This is a genomic window from Burkholderia stagnalis, assembly GCF_902830275.1.
GTDB lineage: Bacteria > Pseudomonadota > Gammaproteobacteria > Burkholderiales > Burkholderiaceae > Burkholderia > Burkholderia stagnalis.
In genome coordinates this window covers 248,655-271,858 of the sequence record NZ_CADESW010000007.1, presented here as the reverse complement: position 1 = coordinate 271,858, position 23,204 = coordinate 248,655, and the positions used below count along the sequence as shown (strand labels likewise).

The window sequence follows — 23,204 nt, the reverse complement described above, 5'->3', positions numbered from 1 at the left end:
GTCAGCTCCCGGTCTTGGCCATCTTGTCGATGATCTTGTTGAGCTTCTCGTCGAGCGTCGCCGCCGTGAACGGCTTCACGACGTAGCCGCTCGCGCCGGCCTGCGCCGCCGCGATGATGTTCTCCTTCTTCGACTCGGCCGTGACCATCAGCACCGGCAGGTGCGTGAGGGTCGCGTCCGCGCGGATTTCCTTGAGCATCGCCAGACCGTCGAGGTTCGGCATGTTCCAGTCGGAGATCACGAAGTCGAAGCCGCCGCCGCGCAGCCGCGCAAGGCCGGCCGCGCCGTCTTCCGCCTCGTCGACGTTCGTGTAGCCCAGTTCCTTGAGCAGGTTGCGGACGATCCGGCGCATCGTCGGGAAATCGTCCACCACCAGGATTTTCATGCTCTTGTCCATCTTCATTCCTTTCCAGATTCGTTTCGTCGGGACGCGTGCATGATAGCCCGCCTCCGTCGTTTTTCCTTATACGCGCTGCACCCGATCGCCCATCGTCGCGAGTCGCGCCATCACGCGGCGGCTCATGTCGGCGAGCGGCACGATTTCTTCCGCGCCGCCGAGCGCGATCGCCTCGCGCGGCATGCCGAACACGATGCAGCTCGCTTCGTCCTGCGCGAACGTGTACGCGCCCGCGCGCTTCATCTCCAGCAGGCCGGCCGCGCCGTCGCGGCCCATGCCGGTCAGGATCACGCCGAGCGCGTTCTTGCCGGCGTGCGTCGCCGCCGAGCGGAACAGCACGTCGACCGACGGGCGGTGCCGGTTCACCGGCGGCTCGTCGGACAGCTGCGCGATGTAGTTCGCGCCGCTGCGGGCGAGCAGCAGGTGCGCATGGCCCGGCGCGATGTACGCATGGCCGGGCAGCACGCGCTCGCCGTGCTCGGCTTCCTTCACCGAGATCCGGCACAGGCCGTTCAGGCGCTGCGCGAACGACTTCGTGAAGCCGGGCGGCATGTGCTGCGCGATCAGCACCGCCGGCGCATCCGGCGGCAGCGGCGTCAGCACTTCGCGGATCGCCTCGGTGCCGCCCGTCGACGCGCCGACGATGATCAGCTTCTCGGTACTGACGAGCGGATTGTTGATCATCGGCGCGGCCGGGTGGCCGCTGCTCGCGCGCGCGGCCGCGGCCTGCGGCTGCGGCGCCTGCCGCACGCGGGCGCGCGAGGCCGCACGGATCTTGTCCGCGAGCTTTTCCGCGTAGTCGAGCATGCCGTCGCGGATGCCGACGCGCGGCTTCGTGACGAAGTCGACCGCGCCGAGCTCCAGCGCGCGCAGCGTGATTTCCGAGCCGCGCTCGGTCAGCGACGACACCATCACGACCGGCATCGGCCGCAGGCGCATCAGCTTCTCGAGGAAGTCGAGCCCGTCCATGCGCGGCATTTCGACGTCCAGCGTGAGCACGTCGGGGTTGTGCTGCTTGATGAGCTCGCGCGCGACGAGCGGATCGGGCGCGGTCGCGCACACTTCCATGTCGGGCTGGCCGTTGATGATCTCCGTCATCAGGCTGCGGATCAGCGCCGAATCGTCGACGCACAATACCTTGATCTTATGCACTGCGTTCTTGCCTCCTGCTATTTCGATACGGTCTGGCTCGCGGCGCCTGCGCCGCGCGCACCGAACAATTCGATCCTCGGCCGTGCCGGCCGGGCCGGCGGCGCCGCGACCGGCTGCTTCGAGAGGTTGATCCCGCCGGCCTGCGCGGGCCGCCTGGCCGGCGCGGCGAACAGCTCCACGTGCGCGCGCGAGCGGGCGCGCACGGCTTCCGCGTGGCGCGCGAGCGCGGCTTCGCGCTCGGTCACGCCGGGCACCTGCAGGCGCAGCTTCTTCACCATCGCGCGCCCCGAATGCGGCATGAACGCGACCTTGCGCGGGTGCACGTCCTGCAGGTCCTCCGCCGTGATGCGGATGCGCTCGAGCGCGAGGTAGCGGCGCACGAAGTCCGCATTGCGGTCGCCGATGTTGATCGTCGTCATGCCGGCGAGCACGGCCGCGCCGCCGAACACCTTCGCCTCGAAGCGCTCGCGGCGGCCGCCCGCCTTGATCAGCTCGTTGATCAGCACTTCCATCGCGTATGCGCCGTAGCGCATCGACTCGGACGCGGCCGCGCAAGCGTCCGCGCCGTCGTCGGGCAACATGAAGTGGTTCATCCCGCCGATGCCCGCGTACGGGTCGTGCAGGCATGCGGCCACGCACGAGCCGAGCACGGTCACCAGCACCATGTCCTCGCCGGTCGTGTAGAACTCGTTCGGCAACAGCTTCACGCCCGGACGGCCGAAGTGGCTGTCGAAGTAGTGGTTGGTTGCGATCGGCAGCGCGCTCATCGCCGTTCTCCGACGGCCGGCGTCGCGGCCCCGCTCAGGCGCGCGCGCGGCGCGGCGCCGCCGCCGGCCGACGGCGCGCCCTTCGGCGCGCGCGTCAGTTCGTAGACCGTCTGGCCGCGCAGCCGGAACGCCTGCGTCACGTACGTGAAGTTCTCCGAGTGGCCGGCGAACAGCAGCCCGCCCGGCTTCACGAGCGGCTCGAAGCGCGACAGCACCTGCCCCTGCGTCGGCTTGTCGAAATAGATCATCACGTTGCGGCAGAAGATCGCGTCGAACGGCTTCGGGATCCCGTAGTCGGCATCGGTCAGGTTCAGCTGCTCGAAGCGGATCATCGCGCGCAGCTCGGGGCGCACCTTCACGCGGCCGGCCTGCGCGCCGGTGCCTCTCAGGAAGAAGCGCTTCAGGCGCTCCGGCGACAGGTGCTTGACCTGGTCGTACGTGTAGATGCCGGCCTCGGCCTTCGCGAGCACCTGCGTGTCGAGGTCGGTCGCGAGGATCGACGCGCTGCGCGCCGCCGAGTCGCCGAGCGCCTCGATCAGCGTGATCGCGATCGAATACGGCTCCTCGCCGGTCGACGCGGCCGAGCACCACACCGACACCGGCGCTTCGCGGCCCTTCACGAAATCCGCGAGGATCGGAAAGTGATGCGCCTCGCGGAAGAACGCGGTCAGGTTGGTGGTCAGCGCGTTGGTGAACGCCTCCCACTCGGCAGGATCGTTTTCCTGTTCGAGCAGGTCGAGATAGTCGCGGAACGAGTCGAGGCCACGCGCGCGCAGCCGGCGCGCGAGCCGGCTGTACGCCATGTCGCGCTTGTGCTCGGACAGCGAGATGCCCGCACGGTGATGGATCAGCGTACGGATGCGCGCGAAATCGGCGGACGTGAACGCGAAGTCGCGCCCCGTCTCGCCCGCCCGTTGCGGCGACCGGGAAGCGTCCCCGTGCGGGGCGTCCTGGGGTTCGGCACGATGCAAAGCGCGCGCGGACAGCATGATTTAGAAGGTCTCCCAATCGTCGTCGGACGCGCCGGCGGCCGCAGGCGCCGGCTTCGGCTCGCCTGCCAGCGCCGGACGCACGAGCGCGGGCTTCGCGGCCGGCGCGGCGGGCTTCGCGGCATCGGCGGCAGCCGACTTCGCGAGGCGCGGCGCGTAACCGCTTGCTGCCGGCGCCGCATGGGCGGCCGGGGCCTTCGGTTCGATCGCGGCGGCGGCGCGCTTCGCGGGCGCACGCGCGGCGGCGGGCGCCGGTGCAGGCGCATGCGCGTGCTGCGCCGGCCGCGCGGCGGGCTGCGCCGCCTTCGCGGGCGTATGCGCGATGCCGCCGATCACCCGCCAGCCCGACACGACCGCCTTCATCTGGCGCGTCTGCTCCTCGAGCGACGCGGCGGCGGCCGCGGCCTGCTCGACGAGCGCGGCGTTCTGCTGCGTGACGGCGTCCATCTGGCCGACCGCGCGGTTGACCTGCTCGATGCCGGTCGACTGCTCTTCGGACGCGGCGCTGATCTCGCCCATGATGTCGGTCACGCGGCGCACGGCCTGCACGATCTCGTCCATCGTCGTGCCGGCGCGCGCGACCAGCTCGGAGCCGCTCTGCACCTTGTCCGCCGAATCGCCGATCAGCTGCTTGATTTCCTTCGCGGCCGTCGCGCTGCGCTGCGCGAGCGAGCGCACCTCGCCCGCGACCACCGCGAAGCCGCGGCCCTGTTCGCCGGCGCGGGCCGCTTCCACCGCCGCGTTCAGCGCGAGGATGTTGGTCTGGAACGCGATGCCTTCGATCGTGCCGATGATGTCGACGACCTTGCCCGAGCTCGTCGCGATGTCCTGCATCGTCGACACCACCTGGCCGACCACCTCGCCGCCCTGCGTCGCGATGTCCGACGCGTTCACCGCGAGCTGGCTCGCCTGGCGCGCGTTCTCGGCGTTCTGCCGCACGGTGCCGGTCAGCTGCTCCATGCTCGATGCGGTTTCCTGCAGCGACGCGGCCTGCTCCTCGGTGCGCTGCGACAGGTCGGTGTTGCCGGTCGAGATCTCGCGCGCGCCGACGTCGACCGACTCGGCGCCGCGATGCACGGCCTGCACCATCGTCGTGACGGCGTCCTGCATCCGGCGGATGCCGCCGAACAGGCGGCCGATCTCGTTGTCGCCGGCGGCCTGCACCGGCGCGGTCAGGTCGCCCTCGGCGATGCGCTCGAAGTGCGCGACCGCCGATTCGAGCGGCTGCACGATCAGCCCGCGCAGCGCGAAGCGGATCACGATCACCATCACGACCGCCAGCGCGATGCCGGCCGTGATCAGCCCGATCATCAGCGCGATCCGCGTCTGCGTCGCCGCCTGGCGCGTTTCGGCGCGCTTCTGCAGCGCGCTGACGACGGCCGCCGCGGCCTGGTCGTAGACGACGAACATCGGGCTGATCTTCGTGTCGGCGATCGCGTGGTACGCGGCCATGTCGTTCGCGCGCGCGGCCGTGAACTCCGGCTCGACGCCGTCCTTCACGATCGTCGCGTAGCGGGCGGAGAGCTCGTCGAGCAGCGCCGGCTCGATGCCGTCCTTCGACGTCGACTGGAACGTCTGCCAGTTCTGGCTCGACTTCGTGAACAGTTCCTGCGCGCGCGCCAGCACCTTGGCCGCCTCGTCGGCGTTGCCGGCTTCGCTCAGCGCGCGGAAGCGGTCGAGCGACACGCGGGCGCGCAGCAGGTACGTCGACGTGTCGTCGAGCGCGTGGATCGCCGGCAGGTCGACGTGCGCGATCTCGTCGAGCGAACCGCTCGCGTGATGGAGCGCGTAGAGGCCGAGCCCGCCGACCGCCGCGGCGAGGCACGCGAGTATGAGCCCGACCGCCGTGAGCGTCGTGCGGATCGACCAGTTTTGCAACATCGCAGATTCTCCCGAAATTCCTTGCGCCCGGCCGTGCTTACGCGCCGAGCGTCTCGATCAGCGCCATTTCCCGGCTCGACATCAGTTTCTCGATGTCCATCAGGATCAGCATCCGGCCATCGACCGTGCCGAGGCCCGTCAGGTACTCGGTCGTCAGCGTCGCGCCGAATTCCGGCGCGGGCATGATCGCGTCGGTCTGCAGCGTCAGCACGTCGGACACGCCGTCGACCACCATCCCGACCACGCGATTCGACACGTTCAGGATGATCACGACGGTCTGGTGGTCGTACTCGACGCGGCCCAGGTGGAACTTGATCCGCATGTCGACGATCGGCACGATGATCCCGCGCAGGTTGATCACGCCCTTGATGAAATCGGGCGCGTTCGCGATGCGCGTGACGCTGTCGTAGCCGCGAATCTCCTGCACTTTCAGGATGTCGATCCCGTACTCTTCGTCGCCGAGCGTGAAGACGAGGAATTCCTGACCCGTCGCATCGCCATGCTCCGCATCGCGGCGGCTCGTGGCCGCGTTCGCCGCGGCCGGATTGATCATTTGGACTTCAGCAGACACGTTTGCCCCCAATCGGTTGATGGCGAGAGTCAGAACATCGCGACCGCGGCGCCCGCATGGGCCCCGTGCGTCGCACGCGTTTCGCGGTTCAGCGCCGCGACGTCGACGATCAGCGCGACGCTGCCGTCGCCGAGGATCGTCGCTGCCGAGATGCCGTGAACCTTGCGGTAATTGGTTTCGAGGTTCTTCACGACCACCTGCTGCTGGCCGACCAGTTCGTCGATCAGCATCGCGAAGCGGCGCCCTTCGGTTTCCATGATCGTGACGATCCCCTGGGTTGGATCGGTGCGCGCGTCGCCCACCGAGAACACCTCGTGCAGCGCGACGAGCGGCAGGTATTCGCCGCGCACGCGCACCACGCGCTCGCCGTTGCCGACCGTGTAGATGTCTTCCGCCGACGGCTGCAGCGACTCCATCACGAAGTTCAGCGGCAGGATGAAGATCTCGCCGCCGACCTTCACCGACATCCCGTCGAGGATCGCGAGCGTGAGCGGCAGCACGATGCGCGTCGTGGTGCCCTGGCCGGCGTGCGACGAGATCTCGACGTGGCCGCCCATCGACTGGATGTTGCGCTTCACGACGTCCATCCCGACGCCGCGGCCCGACACGTCGGTCACCGTCTCGGCGGTCGAGAAGCCCGGCGCGAAGATCAGCTGCCACACTTCGTCGTCGCTGATGTTGTCGGGAATCTGCATGCCCTGCTTCGCGGCCTTCGCGAGAATCCGCTCGCGGTTCAGGCCGCCGCCGTCGTCGCTGACCTCGATCACGATGTTGCCGCCGTGATGCGCGGCCGACAGCACGAGCTGGCCGACCGCGTCCTTGCCGGCGGCAAGCCGCTTGTCGACGGTCTCGATCCCGTGGTCGAGGCTGTTGCGCACGAGGTGGGTGAGCGGATCGATGATCCGCTCGATCAGGCTCTTGTCGAGCTCGGTCGCCTGGCCGAACGTGACGAGCTCGACCTGCTTGCCGAGCTTGCCGGCCAGGTCGCGCACGAGGCGCGGGAAGCGGCTGAACACGTAGTCCATCGGCATCATCCGGATCGACATCACCGCTTCCTGCAGGTCGCGCGCGTTGCGTTCCAGTTGCGCCATCCCGTTGAACAGGCGGTCGTGCAGCGCCGGGTCGAACGCGCTCGCGGTTTCCGCGAGCATCGCCTGCGTGATCACCAGCTCGCCGACCAGGTTGATCAGCTGGTCGACCTTCTCGACGCCGACGCGGATCGAGCTGCCTTCGCCGCCCGATGCGGCCGCGGCGGCCGGGCGCGCGCGCTTGTCGTCATGGTGCGGCTGCGCGGCCGGTTGCGCGGCAGCCGGCTGGGCGGCCTGCGGCTCGGCGGCCGGCGCGGGCGCGGGCGCGGCGGCGGGCTGCGGCTCGGCGGCCGGCGCGGCAGCGGCGGGGGCGGCAGCAGCCGGGGCCGACTGTGCGGCGGCCGGTGCGGCAACGTGGGCGTCGGCAGCCGCCTCGGCCGGTGCCGCGTTCGCGGCCGGCGCGGTGCCGCGGCCGATGCGGATCTGGCTTTCGTCGATCACGAAGCAGCACACCGCGACGATGTCGTCCGACGACACGTCCGATTCGAGCCACAGCGTCAGGTCGGCAGCCACCTCCTGGCGGCCGACGATCTTGCCGAGATTGCCGAGTTCCTCGGTGAGCAGCTCGCGGTCCTTCGCGTCGACGCCGGACAGCGTGATCTTCAGGTGCGGGCCGTCCCCCGTATCGGCCGGCGCGGCCGCGGCGGCCGGATGCGCGACCTCGAACGCCTGCTCGATCACATGATCGGGCGCGCCGGAGCCGGCCGGCTCGGCCGGTGCGGCGGCGGCCGGTGCGGGCGCCGGTGCGGCAGCGGGCGCCGGCGCGGCGGCCGCGTCGCCGCTGCTCGCGGCCTTCAGCCGCTCGAGCTTCGCGCAGATCGTCGCGGCGGCGGCCGCGTCAGGCTCCGCGCTCGCGCGGTAGTCGGCGAGCTGGTCGGACAGCACGTCCTTGGTTTCCAGGAACGCGTCGACCATTTCCTTCGTCAGCGTCAGCTCGTGGTTGCGCGCGCGGTCGAGCAGCGATTCGAGAATGTGCGTCGTGTCGGTAAGCGCCGAGAAGCCGAACGTCGCCGCCCCGCCCTTGATCGAGTGCGCGGCGCGGAAGATCGCGGCCAGATCCTCGGGATCGGGCGCATCGACGTCGAGGTTCAGCAGCAGCTGCTCCATCTGCGCGAGGAGCTCGTCCGCTTCATCGAAGAACGTCTGGTAGAACTGAGTGATGTCGAGAGTCATGCCGGGTCACCGGATAAATACGTCGCGTTCAGGTCAGGAAGCAGCCGGCGCGGACAGCGTCGCGACCAGGTCGATCAGCTCGGCCGGGTCGATCGGTTTCTCGATCCAGCCGGTGGCGCCAGCGTCGCGCGCGGCGGCCTTGAACGCATCGCTGCCCTCGGTCGTCAGCACGAGGATCGGCGCGTCCGCGTAGGCGGTCAGCTGGCGCAGCGCCGAGATCACCTCGAGCCCGCTCTTGCGCGGCATGTTCTGGTCGGTCAGCACGAGGTCGTAGCGCTTGGTGGCCGCCATGTCGAAGCCGGCTTCGCCGTCCGGCGCAACCGTCACGTCGTAGCCCGCCTGGACCAGCGTCGCCTGCAGCAGCGCGCGCATGGTCGCGGAATCGTCGATGGCAAGAATGGTTCGGATCATGTCTGTCTCGGGAGCATCAGGGTCGCGGCGCGGACGCGGCGGGCGCGACGGATGGGGCGAGCGCCGGGCGCGCAACCGCCGGCGCCGGGGCGGCCAGCTGCTGGGCAAGCTGCTTCGAGCCCGCCGCGTCGGCCGACAGCGTGGTCGTCGTCGCGTCGTCGCGCATCAGCGCGTCTTCGGATTTGCGGTTCAGCACGATCACGCTGATCCGGCGGTTTTCCGGATCGAGCGGATCGGCCTTGTTCAGGTTCTGCGTCGACGCGAGGCCGAGCACGCGCAGCACTTTCGCCTCGTCCATGCCGCCGGCGATCAGCTCGCGGCGCGACGCGTTCGCGCGGTCGGCGGACAGCTCCCAGTTGCTGTAGCCGCCTTCGCCGCCCGCATACGCCACCGCGTCGGTGTGGCCCTGCACGATGATGCGGTTCGGCACGTCGTTGAGGGTCTTGCCGATCTCGCGCAGGATGTCGCGCATGTACGGCTCGACGTGGTCGCTCGACATCGCGAACATCGGCCGCTTCTGCGAATCGACGATCTCGATGCGCAGGCCCATCAGCGTCGAATCGATGCGGATCTGCTGCTTGAACTGGCGTAGCGTCGGGTTCGCCTCGATCGCGGCCATCAGCTTGATCTGCAGGTCGTGCAGGCGCGCCTGCTCGCGGCGCTCGATCGCGCCCTGCGCCTGCGATTGCGCATTCTCGTCGTTCTTCTTCGCGACGCGGTCCGCGAGGCTCGTCGAGCCGTCGGTGCGGCGCGTCGTGCCCGCGTCGATGCTGGAGATGTCGCGCCCGCCGCCGTTGAGGATGCTCGAATCCTGCGCGCTGCGATCGCCGCTGCCGAACAGCGCGGCCTTCAGCGGCGTGTTGAAGTATTCGGCGATCCCCTTGAGCTGCACCGGCGTGACCGAGCTCAGCAGCCACATCAGCAGGAAGAACGCCATCATCGCGGTCATGAAGTCCGCGTACGCGAGCTTCCAGGCGCCGCCGTGGTGGCCCTTCTTCGCCGGGGCCACCCGCTTGACGACGATTGCGCGATCCTTGCTCTTGCTCATCTGGGGCTCCGCGTCACTTCGCCTTCACGCGGCGCACGTGCTCTTCGAGCTCGGCGAACGACGGCCGCTCGGTCGAGAACAGCACCTTGCGGCCGAACTCGACCGCGATCGCCGGCGCGTAGCCGTTCAGGCTCGCGAGGATCGTCACCTTGATGCACTGGAACATCTTGGTCGACTCGGCCACGCGCTGCTCCGCGAGGCTCGCGAGCGGCCCGATCAGGCCGTACGACAGCAGGATGCCGAGGAACGTGCCGACCAGCGCCTGCGCGATCATCGCGCCGAGCACCGCGGGCGGCTTGTCGGCGGAGGCCATCGTGTGCACGACGCCCATCACCGCCGCGACGATGCCGAACGCCGGCATCGCGTCGCCGACGCGCATCAGCGCGTGCGCGGGGCCTTCGCCTTCCGTGTGATGCGTCTCGATCTCCTCGTCCATCAGGCTCTCGATCTCGAACGCGTTCATGTTGCCGCCCACCATCAGGCGCAGGTAGTCGGTCAGGAATTCGACGATGTGGCGATCGGCGAGGATCTTCGGGTATTGCGTGAAGATCGGGCTCTTGTCCGGATCGTCGATGTCGGCCTCGAGCGTCAGCGTGCCTTCCTTGCGCGCCTTCGCGAGCAGCACGTACAGGAGCCCCATCAGCTCCATGTAGACGTCCTTGTTGTACTTCGAGCCCTTGAAGAGCGTCGGCAGCACTTGCAAGGTCGCCTTGATGGTCTTCATGCCGTTGCCGAGGATGAACGCGCCCACGCCCGCGCCGACGATCATCAGAATTTCGATCGGCTGGATCAAGGCGCCCAGATGCCCGCCTGCCAGCGCGTAACCGCCGAAGACGGACAAAATCGTCACGAGTGTTCCCACGATAATCAGCACTGCCCTGTCCCTCACGAATGGCCGGCGGGGAGACCGCCGTTAAGTGGTTTACGGCAGTCGGCAGGAAAACTTTGAGCGCCGCGCGCCGGCCGCCCGACGGTGTTTACCAGCAGTACGCGCCGTGTCGCGCATCGCTGCCGCCCCCGCCGCGCCGCCGCCCGGGCCCGGCCCGGCGAGGCTCAGAGCGCCATCGCCGCCCGTTCCGCCTGCGCGGCGGCCGCCTTGCGGGTCTTGCCCGCGCGCGACGGCGGCTGGCACAGGCCGCAGACGAAACCTTGATGCGGATCATGCGCATGCGCGACGAAGTGGCCGCCGCAGCGCGTGCACGGGGTCATCTGCAGCATCCCCGAATCGAAGAAGCGCACGAGCGTCCACGCGCGCGTGAGGCTCAGCGCCGCCTCGTCGCCGGACAGGTTCACGTGCTCCAGGTAGAGCCGGTACGCCTTCACGATCGACTGGATCGGCTCGCAGCGGCCGTGGTCCTGCATGAACCGGTAGATGTTGTAGAACAGCGACGAGTGAATGTTCGGCTGCCACGTCATGAACCAGTCGGTGGAGAACGGCAGCATCCCCTTCGGCGGCGACACGCCCTTCAACTCCTTGTACAGCTTGATCAGACGATCCCGCGACAGGCTCGTCTCCGCCTCCAGCAACTGCAGCCGGGCGCCCAGTTCGATCAGTTCGATGGCGAGGGTGATTTCCTTCACCTCGACCACGACGCTTTTGCTTGCCATAGTTGATAGCTGTCCGCGTGTCGTTGCTTCGGATGGAATCGCCGATGCGCCGCCCGACGGTGCGCGAGGCACCGGGACGAACGCAGGGCGGGACGCGTCAGCGGACGCTTTCGACCGGCTGGCCGGCCATCAGGATCGCCGAATGGGCGTTCGAGACGACTGCGCTGCGGCCCTTGTCCGCGAGCGACGACAGCAGTGCGTGATCGTCGAAGCGGAAGCGGCACAGCATCTGGTTCGACGCCGCGAGCTTCACGGTCTGCGCGAGCGTCAGGTTGCCGAGCACGTCGGCCAGTTCCTCGGAAATGCCCATGCGGAACATGCCCATCGCTTTGTCCTCGCGCAGCAGGCGCTGGGCGAGCAGGAGGTACGACAGGTTCACCTCTTTGATCTCACTGAGCATTTCGCTTGTAGCGCTCATGATTTCCCCGTTAAGAACTTCGGCCATTTGTGTTATGAAAACGTTTGCTCGATCGCATGGCTCGTGGCCCCGATTCGGCACGTTTATAGTCTTACAGCCGAATTTTGGCCAAACGGGTTTTATGCCGGTATCAGCGAAATGGCGTGCGCCATGCAGGATTTGTCTGTAAACCGTGTAGGAATTTTTCTGACAAAGCCAATTGAAAGGCTGGAGGCCGAAATGACGCGGCTGAATGCCGCGGAGGGCCGGTAGACGAGGGTTCCGGCGCGTGGATCGGTAAAAATTATAGTGCTTTTTCACGCAGGCGCAACAATAGTCTTGGCCATCTCACATTCTGCGCCACCGCCTTTTTCAACCCCGGGCATCGCCTTTCACGCGTATTTCAGCGTGTAACAAGCCTTAAGTGTTTGAAAAAACACTCGAACCCCGCCGGCCGATCCCGATAATGGACTTCAATGGGCAGCGCGACACGTGTCGGCCCGCCCCCGCAGCTTGCCGTACGGACGCCGCCCCCTCGGCGCCCGGCCACGCCCCGCCAACCGCGTGTTTCGGCAGGTCCCGCCCCTCATGCAACCTCGTACGGGATCGGAACAGGTGCGCCAGCGCCGCCCGCGACCGACACAGGAGATCGCCCATGCGCATTGCCCAGATCGCGCCGCTCTACGAAGCCGTCCCCCCGAAGCTCTACGGCGGCACCGAGCGTGTCGTGTCCTATCTCACCGAAGCCCTCGTCGAACTCGGGCATGACGTCACGCTGTTCGCCAGCGGCGACTCGGTCACGTCCGCCCGCCTCGAGGCGGCCTGGCCGCGCGCGCTGCGGCTCGATCCGTCGATCCGCGATTCGATCGCCCCCCATATGCGGCTGCTCGAGCACGTGGCGCGCGTCGCGCACGAGTTCGACGTGCTGCACTTCCACCTCGACTACCTGCCGTTCCCGCTGATGTCGCGCCTCGACACGCCGTACGTGACGACGCTGCACGGGCGGCTCGACCTGCCCGAGCTGCAGCCGGTGTTCGACGCGTTCCCCGATGCCCCGGTGGTGTCGATCTCCGATTCGCAGCGCAAGCCGCTGCCGCAGGCCGCGTGGGCCGGCACCGTGTACCACGGGCTGCCCGGCACGCTGCTCAAGCCGCAGCCGGACGTGAAGCCCGAGTACCTCGCGTTCCTCGGACGAATCTGCCCGGAGAAGCGCGTCGACACCGCCATCCGGATCGCTGCGCAGAGCGGGCTGCCGCTGAAGATCGCCGCGAAGGTCGACAAGGCCGACGCCGACTACTTCAAGGACGTGATCGAGCCGCTGCTGGGCGAGGCGCACGTCGAATTCATCGGAGAAATCAACGAGGCGCAAAAGCCCGCGTTCCTGTCCGGCGCGAAGGCGCTGCTGTTTCCGATCGACTGGCCGGAGCCGTTCGGGCTGGTGATGATCGAGGCAATGGCGTGCGGCACGCCGGTGGTCGCATTCAACCGCGGCTCGGTGCCGGAGGTGATCGAGGACGGCGTGACCGGCTTCATCGTCGAGGACGTGCAGGGCGCGGTCGGCGCGCTGCACCGGATCGACAGCCTGTCGCGCGACGCGATCCGCGCGCGTTTCGATACCCGCTTCAGCGCGAAGGCCATGGCGCAGCGCTACGTCGATACTTACGAAACGCTTTGCGCGGCAACCCGGCAGCCGGCATTGCGCCGCGCGGCGGGCGGCTAAAGCCGCAAATTCGCCGGGAAACCGCGCGAAAACAGCGCGGCAGCAGCCTGGAAACAGGCCGGAAACGAGCCGCGAAATGCGCGCCGAAATCGGCCGCGAAAAGCAAAAGAGCCGCATCGTCGATGCGGCTCTTTTCGTTTCCCGGTTCGCTTATTCGATCAGAAACCGGTCGCGGTTTTTGCCGACGATCCAATTCGGCGGCTTGCCGCGGCCACTCCAGGTGGCGCCCGACTTCGGGTCGCGGTATTTCGGCGGCAGCGGCGCCTTTTTCGGCGGCCGGCCGCGCCGCGCGCGCTCGGCGAATCCGAGATCCTGGGCGGTCAGGCCGTATTCGGCAATCACCCGCTGCACTTCGGCGATCACCGCCTCGACTTCCTGACGACGCACGTCATCCGCCTGAGCCTGCAAATCGGCGATCTGCGCCTTGAGTTTCGCGTATTGAGACATTTTCAGCTCCCTGTTTCATGATGCCCATGATGCGGCCCCGGCAATTCCAGCCTAGACACAAAGCATCCGTTACGCAATCCGCACTGCCACCGTGCCCGTTGAAATAAATGCCCGTATTCTTAACCGAAACGGCTATATCGAGAATGCGGGCTTATTCTAATAAAAGCCGTTCGTCAGCCATCCGAATTTAACAATCGTTGACCCTCTCGGCCCCGCTTCATTTCCTATAATCCAGACCAATTCCGGGATATGACGTCGATCCCGATGCCACCTTCCCCCTCCATTTCATTTGAACGGGAACACCTGCATGAATCTTTCTCAGCGCCTTGCGGCAGAGCTCTTCGGCACCTTCTGGCTGGTGCTCGGCGGCTGCGGCAGCGCCGTGCTCGCCGCGGCCTTTCCGGGCCTCGGCATCGGCTTCGCGGGCGTCGCGCTCGCGTTCGGCCTCACCGTGCTGACGATGGCATTCGCGATCGGACATATTTCGGGGTGCCATCTGAATCCGGCGGTGAGCGTCGGCCTGACGGTCGCCGGCCGCTTCCCGGCGCGGGACCTCGCGCCGTATATCGTCGCGCAAGTGGTCGGCGCGACGCTCGGCGCATTCGTGCTGTACCTGATCGCGACCGGCAAGCCGGGCTTCGACGTGGTGGGCAGCGGCTTCGCGACGAACGGCTTCGGCGAGCGCTCGCCCGGCCACTACGCGCTCGGCGCGGCGTTCATCTGCGAAGTCGTGATGACCGCGTTCTTCCTGTTCGTGATTCTCGGCGCGACCGACAAGCGCGCGCCGGCCGGCTTCGCGCCGATCGCGATCGGCCTGTGCCTGACGCTGATCCACCTGATTTCGATTCCGGTCACCAACACGTCGGTGAACCCGGCCCGCTCGACCGGCCCGGCGCTGTTCGTCGGCGGCGAGGCGATCGGGCAGCTGTGGCTGTTCTGGGTTGCGCCGCTGATCGGCGCGGCCATCGCCGGAATCGTCTATCCGCTGGTCGCGGGGCGCGACAACGCCCTCGACCTGCTGCCGCCGGCATCCGCCCGCACAAGCGAATAACACACTACGGGGTCAAGCGGGCAGGAGCAGCGAGCCTCACGCTGTCGAAGAAAATCGAGGCAGGCAGTTTCGACGGGCGCCATCGGCGCCCGTTTTTCATTCAGCGCGCGGCCACGCCGCCGTCGAGCGCGAACAGCGTGCGCAGGTGGCGCGCGACGCCCGCGTCGAAGTTGTTGCCGATCCGCGGAATGTGCGGCAGGCGCGCGACGAGATCGGGGTTCGCGTTGTTCATCATGAACGCGTGGCCCGCGGTTTCGAGCAGGTCGATGTCGTTCATGTTGTCGCCGAACGCGATGCAGTGGCCCGTTTCGACACCGATCCGCCCGAGCACCGCGCGCAGCGCGCGGCCCTTCGACACGTTCGCCGCCATCACCTCGAGACAGTCGGGCAGCGAGTACGTCACGTACAGCGCGTCGCCGAATTGCGCGTGCAACCGTTCGGACACGACCGCCAGGTCCGCCGGCTCACCGATGTACAGCACCTTCGCGATGTCCGAGCCCGCATGCGCGGCCATGTCGATCACGTCGTAGCGGAAACCCGAATCCTGGTGGAAATCGAGCAGGTGCGGCGCGTCGCGGTCGATCAGCCAGCCGTGATCCGCGAACAGGTTGACGATCACGCGGCCGTGCGCGCCGACGATGTCGGGCTGCACGAGGCGGCGGACGATCGCCGGATCGATGTCCTGCGCGTGGATCGTCGCGTCGTCGGGCGCATGCACGCGCGCGCCGTTCGACGTGATCAGGTACGGCCGGATGCCGAGCAGGTCGCGAATGCCCGCGACGTCCGCATAGTGGCGCCCGGTCGCGATGATGAACTGCAGGCCGTCGCGGTCGAGACGGCGGACGGTCTCGATCGTGTACGGATCGAGCTGGTGATCACTGTTCAGCAGGGTGCCGTCGAGATCGGTGGCGATGGCTTTGTACATGGGACGGAGTAGGACGCGGGTGGCTCAGCGGAACCGCCATTCTAGCGTCGCGCTCCGGGCGGCGTCGGGCGGTTGTCAGGATCGGGGGCGGAGGAGCCGAGGAGCCGAGGAGCCGAGGAGCCGGGGAGCCGGGGAGTCGGGGAGTCGGGGAGTCGGGGAGTCGAGGAGCCGAGGAGCCGGGGAGCCGGGGAGCCGGGGAGCCGGGGAGCCGGGGAGCCGGGGAGCCGGGGAGCCGGAGAGTCGGAGAGTCGGAGAGTCGGAGAGTCGGAGAGTCGGGGAGTCGGGGAGTCGGGGAGTCGGGGAGTCGGGGAGTCGGAGAGCCGGAGAGTCGGAGAGTCGGAGAGTCGGAGAGCCGGAGAGTCGGAGAGTCGGAGAGTCGGAGAGTCGGAGAGTCGGAGAGTCGGAGAGTCGGAGAGTCGGAGAGTCGGAGAGTCGGAGAGTCGGAGAGTCGAAGAGCCGGGGCCGCGCCGCCGCACCGGCCGGCCTCGCGCGGGCCCCCGCACGGCGGGCGCGCACCGACGGGCAGCGCGTGTGCCGCACCCGTGGCGCACCCGCGCCGCTCAAGCGCCGCCGGCCACCGCCAGCGCGAGGCGCAGTGCGCCGTGCGCGGAATCCTCGAGCGGCGCGCGCAGCCGTGCCGCATGGCGCGCGGGCACCGCGGGCGCGAGCGCGTCGGCCAGCCCGCCGCATAGCGCAACCGGCAGCGCGTGCAGCGGATCGAGCGCATCGATCATCTTGCCGATCTCGTCGCCCGCCTGCGCGATCAGCGCCGCCGCATACGGATGCGTGCGGTGCGCGAACACGAGCGGCGCGAGGCGCGCATAGGCCGTCTGGTTCGCGTCGCACGACCATGCGACGAGCGCGTCGCGATCCGCGGCGCCGGTCTCGGCGAGCAGCGCGCCGGCGAACGCGTCGCGCGGCGCGCGGCCGTCGAGCGCCTGCTGCGCGTACGCGAGCGCGCGCATGCCGAGCCACGCGCCGCTTGCCTCGTCGCCCGACGGAAAGCCGAAGCCGCCCGCGATCCGGCACGCGCCGGCCGCATCGAGCGCCGCCGCGATGCTGCCGGTGCCGAGCGCGACGATGAGCCCCGGCGCGCCGCCGTGCGCGCCGACGACCGTCGTGTAGGCATCGCTTTCGACCGCCAGCGCATCGAGCGGCGCCTGCGCGCGAAACGCCGCGAGCCAGCCCGCATTGTTCACGCCCGCCAGCCCGCAGCCGAGCGCGCAGCGCGACCAGTCGAACGCGATGCCCGCCTGGGTGAATGCGTCCGCGCACGCGACCCCGATCGACGCCCACGCGCGCTCGATGCCGAGGCCGAGCCCCGACGGGCCGCCGCGCCCTTGCGCGAGCTCGCGGCCCTGCCGATCCGCCAGCACCGCGCGGGTGCCGGTGCCGCCGCCGTCGATGCCGATCGCGTAAAGAATTTCCGTCATCACTTCATCCTGCCGATTCGAACAGGCGCCAAGCTTAACCGGATCGGCGCCGCGCGCCCATCTGCCGTTCGGCCGGCTTTGCCGCGCGCCGGTGCTTCCGCTATGCTGGCGCGATCGAATCGACATGGGAAGCGAGGCAGACGATGGCGCAGCGGTGCAACTGGGTGAAGACGGAGGCGGACGCTCACTATCACGATACGGAGTGGGGCATGCCGTCTCACGACGACCGCCATCTGTTCGAGATGCTGATCCTGGAAGGCGCGCAGGCCGGGCTGTCGTGGTCGACGATCCTGAACAAGCGCGCCGGCTACCGCGCCGCATTCGCCGATTTCGACGTCGACGCGGTCGCGCGCTTCACGCCGAAGCGCATCGACAAGCTGCTCGAGGATCCGGGCATCGTGCGCAATCGCGCGAAGGTGGAAGCCGCGGTGACCAACGCGCGGGCCGTGCAGCGGATTCGCGACGAACACGGCTCGCTCGCCGCGTTCATGTGGTCGTTCGTCGACCACGCGCCGATCCAGAACGCATGGGAGTCGTATCGCGACGCGCCCGCGTCGACCGAGCGCTCCGACGCGCTCAGCAAGGCGCTGAAGGCATACGGCTGCAAGTTCGTCGGCTCGACGATCTGCTACGCGCTGATGCAGGCCACCGGCATGATCAACGATCACGAACTCGGCTGCCCGTGCCGCGCGCAGTGCGCGGCGCTCGGCGGCAAGCAGCCGGCGCGCGCGAAACGCGCGCGCTAGCCGGAACGCGGCGCGACGGGCCGCTCAGCGCGATGCAGCCGGCCCAGCCAACGCAGCCGCCCGCGCATTGCGCGCCGCGCGCACCCGCCCCGCACGCTTCTTCAGCCAGATCCAGACACCCGTCACGCCGAGCATCGCGATCACGATCCCGAGCGCGCTGACGGCCGCGCGGCCCGCCACGCCCGCGATCCGCCCGGAGTGCAGCGGGAACTGCGCCTGCATGAACAGGTCGCCGGCCGAGCCGCGCCCCGGCACCTGGGCGGCCACCGGCTTGCCGGTCACGGCGTCCCAGTACAGCCATGCGTTGCCGAGCCCGACGTCGCCGTGGTCGTTGCCGGGCGTGAAGTAGCCGACTGCATAGACATTCATCGCCGGCACGAACAGCAGCGCGCCAGGCGGCGCGGCAAAGCCCGCGTCGCGCCCCGCCGCGCGCGCGATCTCGACGATCCGTTCGCGCGGCAGCGTCACGCTGCCCGCCGGCGCGGGCGGGAACCGCTCGGGGTTCGTGTACGGCGTCGCGGCCAGCGGCGAGAACCGCGCGACGAGCGGGCGCACCACCTCGTTGGAGAGATTCATCGACACCGACGTGACCGCAACGACGAGCAGCAGCCCCCACACCCACACGCCGCCCGACCGGTGCAGGTCGAACACGAGCGGATAGCCGCCGCGCCGCACGCGAAACGCGAACGACTTGCGCCAGCTTTTCACGCTCGGAAAGGCCAGCACCAGCGCGATCAGGCAATCGAGCGCCCAGACGATGCCGACGATGCCCATGGTCCAGAACCCGAGATTCACGCCGCCGCGCACCGGCAGGAACAGCGTGTAGTGCAGCCGGTAGATGAACGGCATCAGGTCGAGCCGCGCCAGCGACAGCGCACCCCACTCGCGGCGGCCCTGCACGGCGCCCGTGGCCGGGTCGATCGCGATCTGGTTGAAGTCGAGCGCCGCCGGCTGCCCGGTGGCCGGGTCGACGCGCGGCACGACGCCGGCCTGCAGCGTCCGGCCGGGCTCGACGCCGAGCGGCAGATAGGTGACCTGCACGCGCGGATCGGCCGCCTCGATCCGGCTCGCGAGCGCCAGCGCGGAAAGCGGCGCGCCGCTGCTGCGTGCCACGTAGAAATCGGGATTCAGCTGCGCGTCGAGTTCGTGATCCCACGCGATCAGCGCGCCGGTCAGCCCCGCGACGAACAGAAACAGCGCGATCGCGAGACCGAACCAGCGGTGCAGGCGCACCAGCACAGGCCGCAGCACCGCGTTCATCGCGCACCGCGCAAAAGCGGGCGGCGCGCACGCGCGCCGGCCCGGATCATCGTCGGAAGGCTGGTCATGGGTATGGTCGAGAAAGCCAGCATGCGCCCCGCCCGCGCGCGGCGCGGCCGGATGTCCTTGCAATCGTCATGGAATTGTTGCGGAGCCAACGGGTTTTGATACGATGCGCGGCATTTTAACGTAATGAGAATGATTCGCACTATCGTTCTTTGAACTTGCACAATGACCGACCGCCTGATCCGCTGTTCCGCCCATCCGCTCCGGCTGGCCGCCGCCCTCGCGTTCTGCGCGGCGTCGCTCGCCCGCGCCGACGAAGCGCCCGCCGGCGCCGCCACCCTGCCGGCCCTCGACATCACGGCCACGCACGATTCGCCGCAGCACTTGCGCGATGAAATCTCGAGCGGCGCGCTCGGGTCGCGCCGCCAGCTCGACACGCCATTTTCGACGACGATCGTGACCAGCGACGAACTCGAGGCGCGCCGGCCGTACAAGCTCGGCGACGTGTTCGCGGGCGACGCGTCGGTGTCCGACAACAGCGGCGCGTACGGCGCGTGGGCCAGCTACACGACCGTGCGCGGGATGCAGCTCGACTGGCAGAACGGCTACAAGATCAACGGCCTGCCGTTCGTCGCGTACGGCATCACGATGCCGTACGAGCAGCTCGAACGCGTCGAGCTGCTGAAGGGGCTCGGCGGCTTCATGTACGGCTTCGCGACGCCCGGCGGCATGGTCAACTACGTGACGAAGCAGCCGGGCGCGACGCCGGTGCGCAGCGTCGACGTCGGCTATCGCAGCACCGGCATCTGGACCGAGCACGCCGACCTCGGCCAGCGCTTCGGGCCGAACGGGAGGTTCGGCGCGCGGCTGAACGCGACGCACGAGGAAGGCAAGACCTACAACGACGGCAACATCCGCCGCGACAGCGTCTCGCTGGCGCTGCAGGCGAACCTGACGCGCGACCTGTCGGTCACGTTCGACGCGCTGTACCAGGATCGCCGCACGACGGGCCAGACGCCGTCGATCTACATGGGCAGCTACACGGGCAGCGCGCTGCCGGCGACGCTGAGCGGCGGCACGACGAACCTCGGCAGCAACGACCAGTACCTGAACACGAACCTGCAGCTCTACACGTTCGGCGTGCAGTACCAGCTCGCGCCCGACTGGCAGCTCAGCACGACCTACAGCTACAGCAAGGCGACGCGCCGGCGCAACGAGAGCACGCTGTACCTGCAGAACGCGGCCGGCGACTACACCGACAGCCGCTACGTGGGGATGGAGGACCACCGCTTCAGCCAGTGGCAGGCGATGCTCGAAGGCAAGGTGCGCACGGGCCCGTTCAGCCACCAGATCGTGCTCGGCGCGTCCTGGCAGAAGCAGGCGAACGACTATTCGACGAACAGCGTGTTCCAGTCGCTCGGCGCCGGCAATATTTACTCGCCGAACCCGCATCGCTTCGAAAGCCCGCACGGCATCGTCCAGTACCGCGACAGCGAGATCACGCAGAAATCGCTGTTCGCGAGCGACACCGTCGCGCTCACCGAGCGCTGGTCGGCACTCGCCGGCGCGCGCTACATGAACTACGAGCAGACCTCGTTCAAGCCGACCGGCGGCGAGAACCCCGGCTACAGCCAGAACGGCGTCGTGACGCCAACCTTCGCCGTGATGTTCAGGATCGCGCCGACCACCACCGCGTACGCGAGCTACGTCGAATCGCTCGAACCGGGCAGCCGCGTCAACGACATCTACGCGAACGCGGGCGTCGTGCTCAAGCCGCTGCGCAGCAAGCAATACGAAGTGGGCATCAAGAGCGAGCATGCGCGCTGGAGCGCGACGGCCGCGCTGTTCCGCATCGAGCGCCGCGCGGAATACGCGAACGCCGCGAACGTCTATGTGCAGGACGGCGAATCGGTGTTCCAGGGGATCGAGCTCGGCGCGACCGCGCAGCTCGGCAAGCACTGGAACGCGGGCCTCGACGTGATGCTGCTCGACGCGTGGTATGCGAAGGGTGCCGCCAACAACGGCAACCGCGTCGCGGGCGCGCCGCGCTTCGTCGTGGCCGGCAAGCTCGGCTATGCGGTGCCGGGCGTGCCGGGCCTCACGCTCGGCGCCGACGCGAAGTTCACGGGCGCGACGCCGCTGCGCGCGGCCGGCGGCATCGACGCGCCGGGCTTCCTCGTCGTCAACGCGGGCGCGAGCTACCTGACCCGCATCGGCGGCCGCGAGCTCACGCTGCGGGCGTCGATCGACAACCTGCTGAACCGCCGCTACTGGGAATTCCAGTACGCGGGCTACGTGAAGCCGGGCGACCCGCGCACGGTGAGCGTGAGCGCGAAGCTCGACTTCTGACGGCGTGCGGGCAGCGGGCGGCGCGGCCTCGCCGCTGCCCGCCGCCCGGACGGCGCCCCAGGGCCTGTTCACGCTAATTTAATAACGGGCTTGCGCCGGCCCTAACGGCGCGCAAAAAGCAAAACGGCGGAGCGGCTTCTTTCGAAGCACGCTCCGCCGTTTCGCGGCGAACCGGGGAAGCTTTTAGTGGAGCTTCTTCGGCAGCATCTGGCTGCGCAGGCGCTTGTGCAGGCGCTTGACGGCAGCTGCCTTCTTGCGCTTGCGGACTGCGGTCGGCTTTTCGTAAGACTGGCGCTCGCGCAGTTCAGCGATCAGGCCATTTTTTTCGATAGCGCGACGAAAGCGGCGAATCGCCACTTCGAACGGCTCGTTTTCTTTCAGAAGAATCGTCGTCATGTCGTTCCTAAATTGCTTAAACGGTCAAAAACGTAGCGGCCAAGCGCCACGCACCGGCCATCCGGGCGTTCCCACAACAGGCGAAACGAGCGGAAATACGGCCTCGGAGGCCGGAAAAGAGAGGCGGAAAGCACCGCGAGTACGCTTCACAGCCGCGTGCAGCGCCGCGTTTGACTGCCAGCAGAGATGCCGTAACGGCAACAGGCGTGACAGAAAATCTCAATTCAGCCCGCCATCATAGCAGGGAATCACAGACAAAACCACCCTTTTCGTGATCCCGCCGCCGCCGCGCGACAGCCGCGGCCGGTCCGGCCTTGCGCGGGCCGGCGGCCCGCACCGGCCGGCATGCCCGCCGGCCTTGGCGTCGCGCGCGATCCGCGGGGCCGCTCGAGCTTCCGTCCCGAATTTCATCGATCAACCCTCTAAAGTTTTCGCCGGGTGCCGCCGTCAACCAGGAAAGGCGGCCAGCGCAACTCGCGATAAGCGCGACGCCGAGATTGAAAACCTGCCTCACACAGGCGTTTTCCCAAACGAGGAAGCAAATGCTGAACATCAACACCAACATCCTGTCGCTGTCGACGCAGACGAACCTGTCGGGCACGCAAAACGCGCTGTCGCAGGCAATCAACCGCCTGTCGTCGGGCAAGCGCATCAACACCGCAGCTGACGACGCGGCAGGCCTCGCGATCTCGACGTCGCAAACGGCAGCGATCAACGCGCTGACGCAAGGCGTGGCAAACGCGAACAACGGCATCTCGATGATCCAGACCGCCAACGGCGCGCTGCAATCGACGATCGACAACCTGCAACGCATCCGCGTTCTGGCACAGCAATCGGGCGACGGCTCGCTGGATTCGGGCGCACGTGCGAACCTGCAAGCTGAAGTGACGACGCGTCTCGGCGAAATCGACCGTGTCGCGACGCAAACGACGTTCAACAGCCAGACCATCCTGAGCGCGGCAGGCAACGTCACGTTCCAGATCGGCGCGGCAGCGAACCAGACCGTCGCCGTCAACTTCGGCGGCACGGTGTGGAACAGCTCGGGCATGAACGTGAACACCCTGAGCGTCAGCGACCAGACGGCAGCTCAGTCGGCACTCACGTCGATCGACGCGGCACTGAAGCAAGTCAACACGTTCCAGGCACAGCTGGGTGCGGCACAGAACACGTTCTCGGCTGCCATCTCGACGACGCAAACCCAGGCAACCAACATGAGCGCAGCTCGCTCGCAGATCACCGACGCGGACTTCGCGACGGAAACGGCGAACCTGAGCAAGGCGCAAGTGCTGCAGCAAGCAGGCATCTCGGTTCTGGCGCAAGCGAACTCGATGCCGCAGCAAGTCCTGAAGCTCCTCGGCTAATCGAGAAGCACGCGCGGCGGGCAGTTCG

22 protein-coding genes are annotated in these 23,204 nt (G+C 68.2%); 5 read left to right on the top strand and 17 right to left on the bottom strand.

Features of this window, described 5'->3' with window-relative positions; genetic code table 11:
- Position 1: 1 nt before the first annotated feature.
- The 12 genes from cheY to flhD form a co-directional block, all read right to left on the bottom strand.
- Positions 2–397 carry a chemotaxis response regulator CheY gene (gene cheY / locus HWY45_RS15550; RefSeq protein ID WP_026045350.1) on the bottom strand — a complete coding sequence of 132 codons (396 nt, stop codon included), beginning with the start codon at positions 395–397 and terminating at the stop codon, positions 2–4.
- Between the two features lie 66 nt (positions 398–463).
- On the bottom strand, positions 464–1,549 hold the full coding sequence (locus HWY45_RS15545) for a protein-glutamate methylesterase/protein-glutamine glutaminase (RefSeq protein ID WP_059563943.1): 1,086 nt from the start codon (positions 1,547–1,549) through the stop codon (positions 464–466).
- Between the two features lie 17 nt (positions 1,550–1,566).
- Entirely contained in the window at positions 1,567–2,316 is a 750-nt protein-coding gene (gene cheD / locus HWY45_RS15540; protein WP_059563942.1) for a chemoreceptor glutamine deamidase CheD, read from the bottom strand.
- The gene (locus HWY45_RS15535) at positions 2,313–3,305 is read right to left on the bottom strand and encodes a CheR family methyltransferase (RefSeq protein ID WP_059563941.1); all 993 of its coding nucleotides are present in this window, start codon (positions 3,303–3,305) and stop codon (positions 2,313–2,315) included. Before HWY45_RS15535 ends, cheD begins: the two co-directional genes overlap by 4 nt.
- 3 nt (positions 3,306–3,308) lie before the next feature.
- A complete protein-coding gene (locus HWY45_RS15530; RefSeq protein ID WP_059882151.1) occupies positions 3,309–5,186 on the bottom strand; it encodes a methyl-accepting chemotaxis protein in 1,878 nt (625 codons plus the stop codon).
- 37 nt (positions 5,187–5,223) lie between these two features.
- Positions 5,224–5,739 carry a chemotaxis protein CheW gene (gene cheW, locus HWY45_RS15525; RefSeq protein WP_059563939.1) on the bottom strand — a complete coding sequence of 172 codons (516 nt, stop codon included), beginning with the start codon at positions 5,737–5,739 and terminating at the stop codon, positions 5,224–5,226.
- Between the two features lie 47 nt (positions 5,740–5,786).
- Positions 5,787–8,018 (bottom strand): chemotaxis protein CheA, encoded by a 2,232-nt coding sequence (gene cheA, locus HWY45_RS15520; RefSeq protein ID WP_059882153.1) that lies wholly within the window; start codon positions 8,016–8,018, stop codon positions 5,787–5,789.
- A gap of 33 nt (positions 8,019–8,051) precedes the next feature.
- The gene (locus tag HWY45_RS15515; RefSeq protein ID WP_026045349.1) at positions 8,052–8,429 is read right to left on the bottom strand and encodes a response regulator; all 378 of its coding nucleotides are present in this window, start codon (positions 8,427–8,429) and stop codon (positions 8,052–8,054) included.
- A 16-nt stretch (positions 8,430–8,445) separates the two neighbouring features.
- Entirely contained in the window at positions 8,446–9,477 is a 1,032-nt protein-coding gene (gene motB / locus HWY45_RS15510; protein ID WP_059882156.1) for a flagellar motor protein MotB, read from the bottom strand.
- A 13-nt stretch (positions 9,478–9,490) separates the two neighbouring features.
- A complete protein-coding gene (gene motA, locus HWY45_RS15505) occupies positions 9,491–10,351 on the bottom strand; it encodes a flagellar motor stator protein MotA (RefSeq protein ID WP_010093026.1) in 861 nt (286 codons plus the stop codon).
- A gap of 179 nt (positions 10,352–10,530) precedes the next feature.
- Positions 10,531–11,085, bottom strand: coding sequence for a flagellar transcriptional regulator FlhC (gene flhC / locus HWY45_RS15500; protein ID WP_017334903.1), 555 nt, complete (start codon positions 11,083–11,085; stop codon positions 10,531–10,533).
- A gap of 97 nt (positions 11,086–11,182) precedes the next feature.
- Complete coding sequence (gene flhD / locus HWY45_RS15495; protein WP_026045348.1) at positions 11,183–11,503, bottom strand: flagellar transcriptional regulator FlhD; 321 nt, start codon at positions 11,501–11,503, stop codon at positions 11,183–11,185.
- Between the two features lie 634 nt (positions 11,504–12,137).
- Between flhD and HWY45_RS15490 the strand changes: the two genes are divergently transcribed.
- Entirely contained in the window at positions 12,138–13,202 is a 1,065-nt protein-coding gene (locus HWY45_RS15490) for a glycosyltransferase family 4 protein (protein WP_059882158.1), read from the top strand.
- A 150-nt stretch (positions 13,203–13,352) separates the two neighbouring features.
- On the opposite strand, the gene HWY45_RS15485 is transcribed toward HWY45_RS15490, so the two are convergent.
- Complete coding sequence (locus HWY45_RS15485) at positions 13,353–13,649, bottom strand: H-NS histone family protein (protein ID WP_017334900.1); 297 nt, start codon at positions 13,647–13,649, stop codon at positions 13,353–13,355.
- Positions 13,650–13,956: 307 nt separating this feature from the next.
- Here HWY45_RS15485 and aqpZ point away from each other — a divergent pair, with 307 nt between their 5' ends.
- On the top strand, positions 13,957–14,700 hold the full coding sequence (gene aqpZ, locus HWY45_RS15480; protein ID WP_059882160.1) for an aquaporin Z: 744 nt from the start codon (positions 13,957–13,959) through the stop codon (positions 14,698–14,700).
- Between the two features lie 100 nt (positions 14,701–14,800).
- Here the strand turns inward: aqpZ and HWY45_RS15475 are convergent, their stop codons facing one another.
- Both HWY45_RS15475 and HWY45_RS15470 read right to left on the bottom strand, forming a co-directional pair.
- Positions 14,801–15,625, bottom strand: coding sequence for a Cof-type HAD-IIB family hydrolase (locus HWY45_RS15475; protein ID WP_059882162.1), 825 nt, complete (start codon positions 15,623–15,625; stop codon positions 14,801–14,803).
- Between the two features lie 560 nt (positions 15,626–16,185).
- Positions 16,186–17,058 (bottom strand): glucosamine kinase nucleotide-binding domain-containing protein, encoded by an 873-nt coding sequence (locus tag HWY45_RS15470; RefSeq protein ID WP_059882164.1) that lies wholly within the window; start codon positions 17,056–17,058, stop codon positions 16,186–16,188.
- Positions 17,059–17,201: 143 nt separating this feature from the next.
- Here HWY45_RS15470 and HWY45_RS15465 point away from each other — a divergent pair, with 143 nt between their 5' ends.
- A complete protein-coding gene (locus HWY45_RS15465) occupies positions 17,202–17,804 on the top strand; it encodes a DNA-3-methyladenine glycosylase I (RefSeq protein WP_059882166.1) in 603 nt (200 codons plus the stop codon).
- 24 nt (positions 17,805–17,828) lie between these two features.
- Here the strand turns inward: HWY45_RS15465 and HWY45_RS15460 are convergent, their stop codons facing one another.
- Entirely contained in the window at positions 17,829–19,064 is a 1,236-nt protein-coding gene (locus HWY45_RS15460; protein WP_059882168.1) for a PepSY-associated TM helix domain-containing protein, read from the bottom strand.
- A gap of 231 nt (positions 19,065–19,295) precedes the next feature.
- Here HWY45_RS15460 and HWY45_RS15455 point away from each other — a divergent pair, with 231 nt between their 5' ends.
- Positions 19,296–21,419 (top strand): TonB-dependent siderophore receptor, encoded by a 2,124-nt coding sequence (locus tag HWY45_RS15455; protein ID WP_059882170.1) that lies wholly within the window; start codon positions 19,296–19,298, stop codon positions 21,417–21,419.
- A 183-nt stretch (positions 21,420–21,602) separates the two neighbouring features.
- Here the strand turns inward: HWY45_RS15455 and rpsU are convergent, their stop codons facing one another.
- The gene (rpsU, locus tag HWY45_RS15450) at positions 21,603–21,815 is read right to left on the bottom strand and encodes a 30S ribosomal protein S21 (protein ID WP_006401410.1); all 213 of its coding nucleotides are present in this window, start codon (positions 21,813–21,815) and stop codon (positions 21,603–21,605) included.
- A gap of 542 nt (positions 21,816–22,357) precedes the next feature.
- Here rpsU and HWY45_RS15445 point away from each other — a divergent pair.
- Positions 22,358–23,176, top strand: a complete 819-nt coding sequence (locus HWY45_RS15445) for a flagellin domain-containing protein (protein WP_059804290.1) — start codon at positions 22,358–22,360, stop codon at positions 23,174–23,176.
- Positions 23,177–23,204: the final 28 nt, after the last annotated feature.

Excerpts from the sequence above, each read along its gene's own strand:
- cheY (WP_026045350.1), bottom strand. The coding sequence starts at position 397 with ATGGACAAGAGCATGAAAATCCTGGTGGTGGACGATTTCCCGACGATG.
- cheD (WP_059563942.1), bottom strand. The coding sequence starts at position 2,316 with ATGAGCGCGCTGCCGATCGCAACCAACCACTACTTCGACAGCCACTTC.
- HWY45_RS15535 (WP_059563941.1), bottom strand. The coding sequence starts at position 3,305 with ATGCTGTCCGCGCGCGCTTTGCATCGTGCCGAACCCCAGGACGCCCCG.
- HWY45_RS15530 (WP_059882151.1), bottom strand. The coding sequence starts at position 5,186 with ATGTTGCAAAACTGGTCGATCCGCACGACGCTCACGGCGGTCGGGCTC.
- cheW (WP_059563939.1), bottom strand. The coding sequence starts at position 5,739 with ATGATCAATCCGGCCGCGGCGAACGCGGCCACGAGCCGCCGCGATGCG.
- cheA (WP_059882153.1), bottom strand. The coding sequence starts at position 8,018 with ATGACTCTCGACATCACTCAGTTCTACCAGACGTTCTTCGATGAAGCG.
- HWY45_RS15515 (WP_026045349.1), bottom strand. The coding sequence starts at position 8,429 with ATGATCCGAACCATTCTTGCCATCGACGATTCCGCGACCATGCGCGCG.
- motB (WP_059882156.1), bottom strand. The coding sequence starts at position 9,477 with ATGAGCAAGAGCAAGGATCGCGCAATCGTCGTCAAGCGGGTGGCCCCG.
- flhC (WP_017334903.1), bottom strand. The coding sequence starts at position 11,085 with ATGGCAAGCAAAAGCGTCGTGGTCGAGGTGAAGGAAATCACCCTCGCC.
- flhD (WP_026045348.1), bottom strand. The coding sequence starts at position 11,503 with ATGAGCGCTACAAGCGAAATGCTCAGTGAGATCAAAGAGGTGAACCTG.
- HWY45_RS15490 (WP_059882158.1), top strand. The coding sequence starts at position 12,138 with ATGCGCATTGCCCAGATCGCGCCGCTCTACGAAGCCGTCCCCCCGAAG.
- HWY45_RS15485 (WP_017334900.1), bottom strand. The coding sequence starts at position 13,649 with ATGTCTCAATACGCGAAACTCAAGGCGCAGATCGCCGATTTGCAGGCT.
- aqpZ (WP_059882160.1), top strand. The coding sequence starts at position 13,957 with ATGAATCTTTCTCAGCGCCTTGCGGCAGAGCTCTTCGGCACCTTCTGG.
- HWY45_RS15475 (WP_059882162.1), bottom strand. The coding sequence starts at position 15,625 with ATGTACAAAGCCATCGCCACCGATCTCGACGGCACCCTGCTGAACAGT.
- HWY45_RS15470 (WP_059882164.1), bottom strand. The coding sequence starts at position 17,058 with ATGACGGAAATTCTTTACGCGATCGGCATCGACGGCGGCGGCACCGGC.
- HWY45_RS15465 (WP_059882166.1), top strand. The coding sequence starts at position 17,202 with ATGGCGCAGCGGTGCAACTGGGTGAAGACGGAGGCGGACGCTCACTAT.
- HWY45_RS15460 (WP_059882168.1), bottom strand. The coding sequence starts at position 19,064 with ATGAACGCGGTGCTGCGGCCTGTGCTGGTGCGCCTGCACCGCTGGTTC.
- HWY45_RS15455 (WP_059882170.1), top strand. The coding sequence starts at position 19,296 with ATGACCGACCGCCTGATCCGCTGTTCCGCCCATCCGCTCCGGCTGGCC.
- rpsU (WP_006401410.1), bottom strand. The coding sequence starts at position 21,815 with ATGACGACGATTCTTCTGAAAGAAAACGAGCCGTTCGAAGTGGCGATT.
- HWY45_RS15445 (WP_059804290.1), top strand. The coding sequence starts at position 22,358 with ATGCTGAACATCAACACCAACATCCTGTCGCTGTCGACGCAGACGAAC.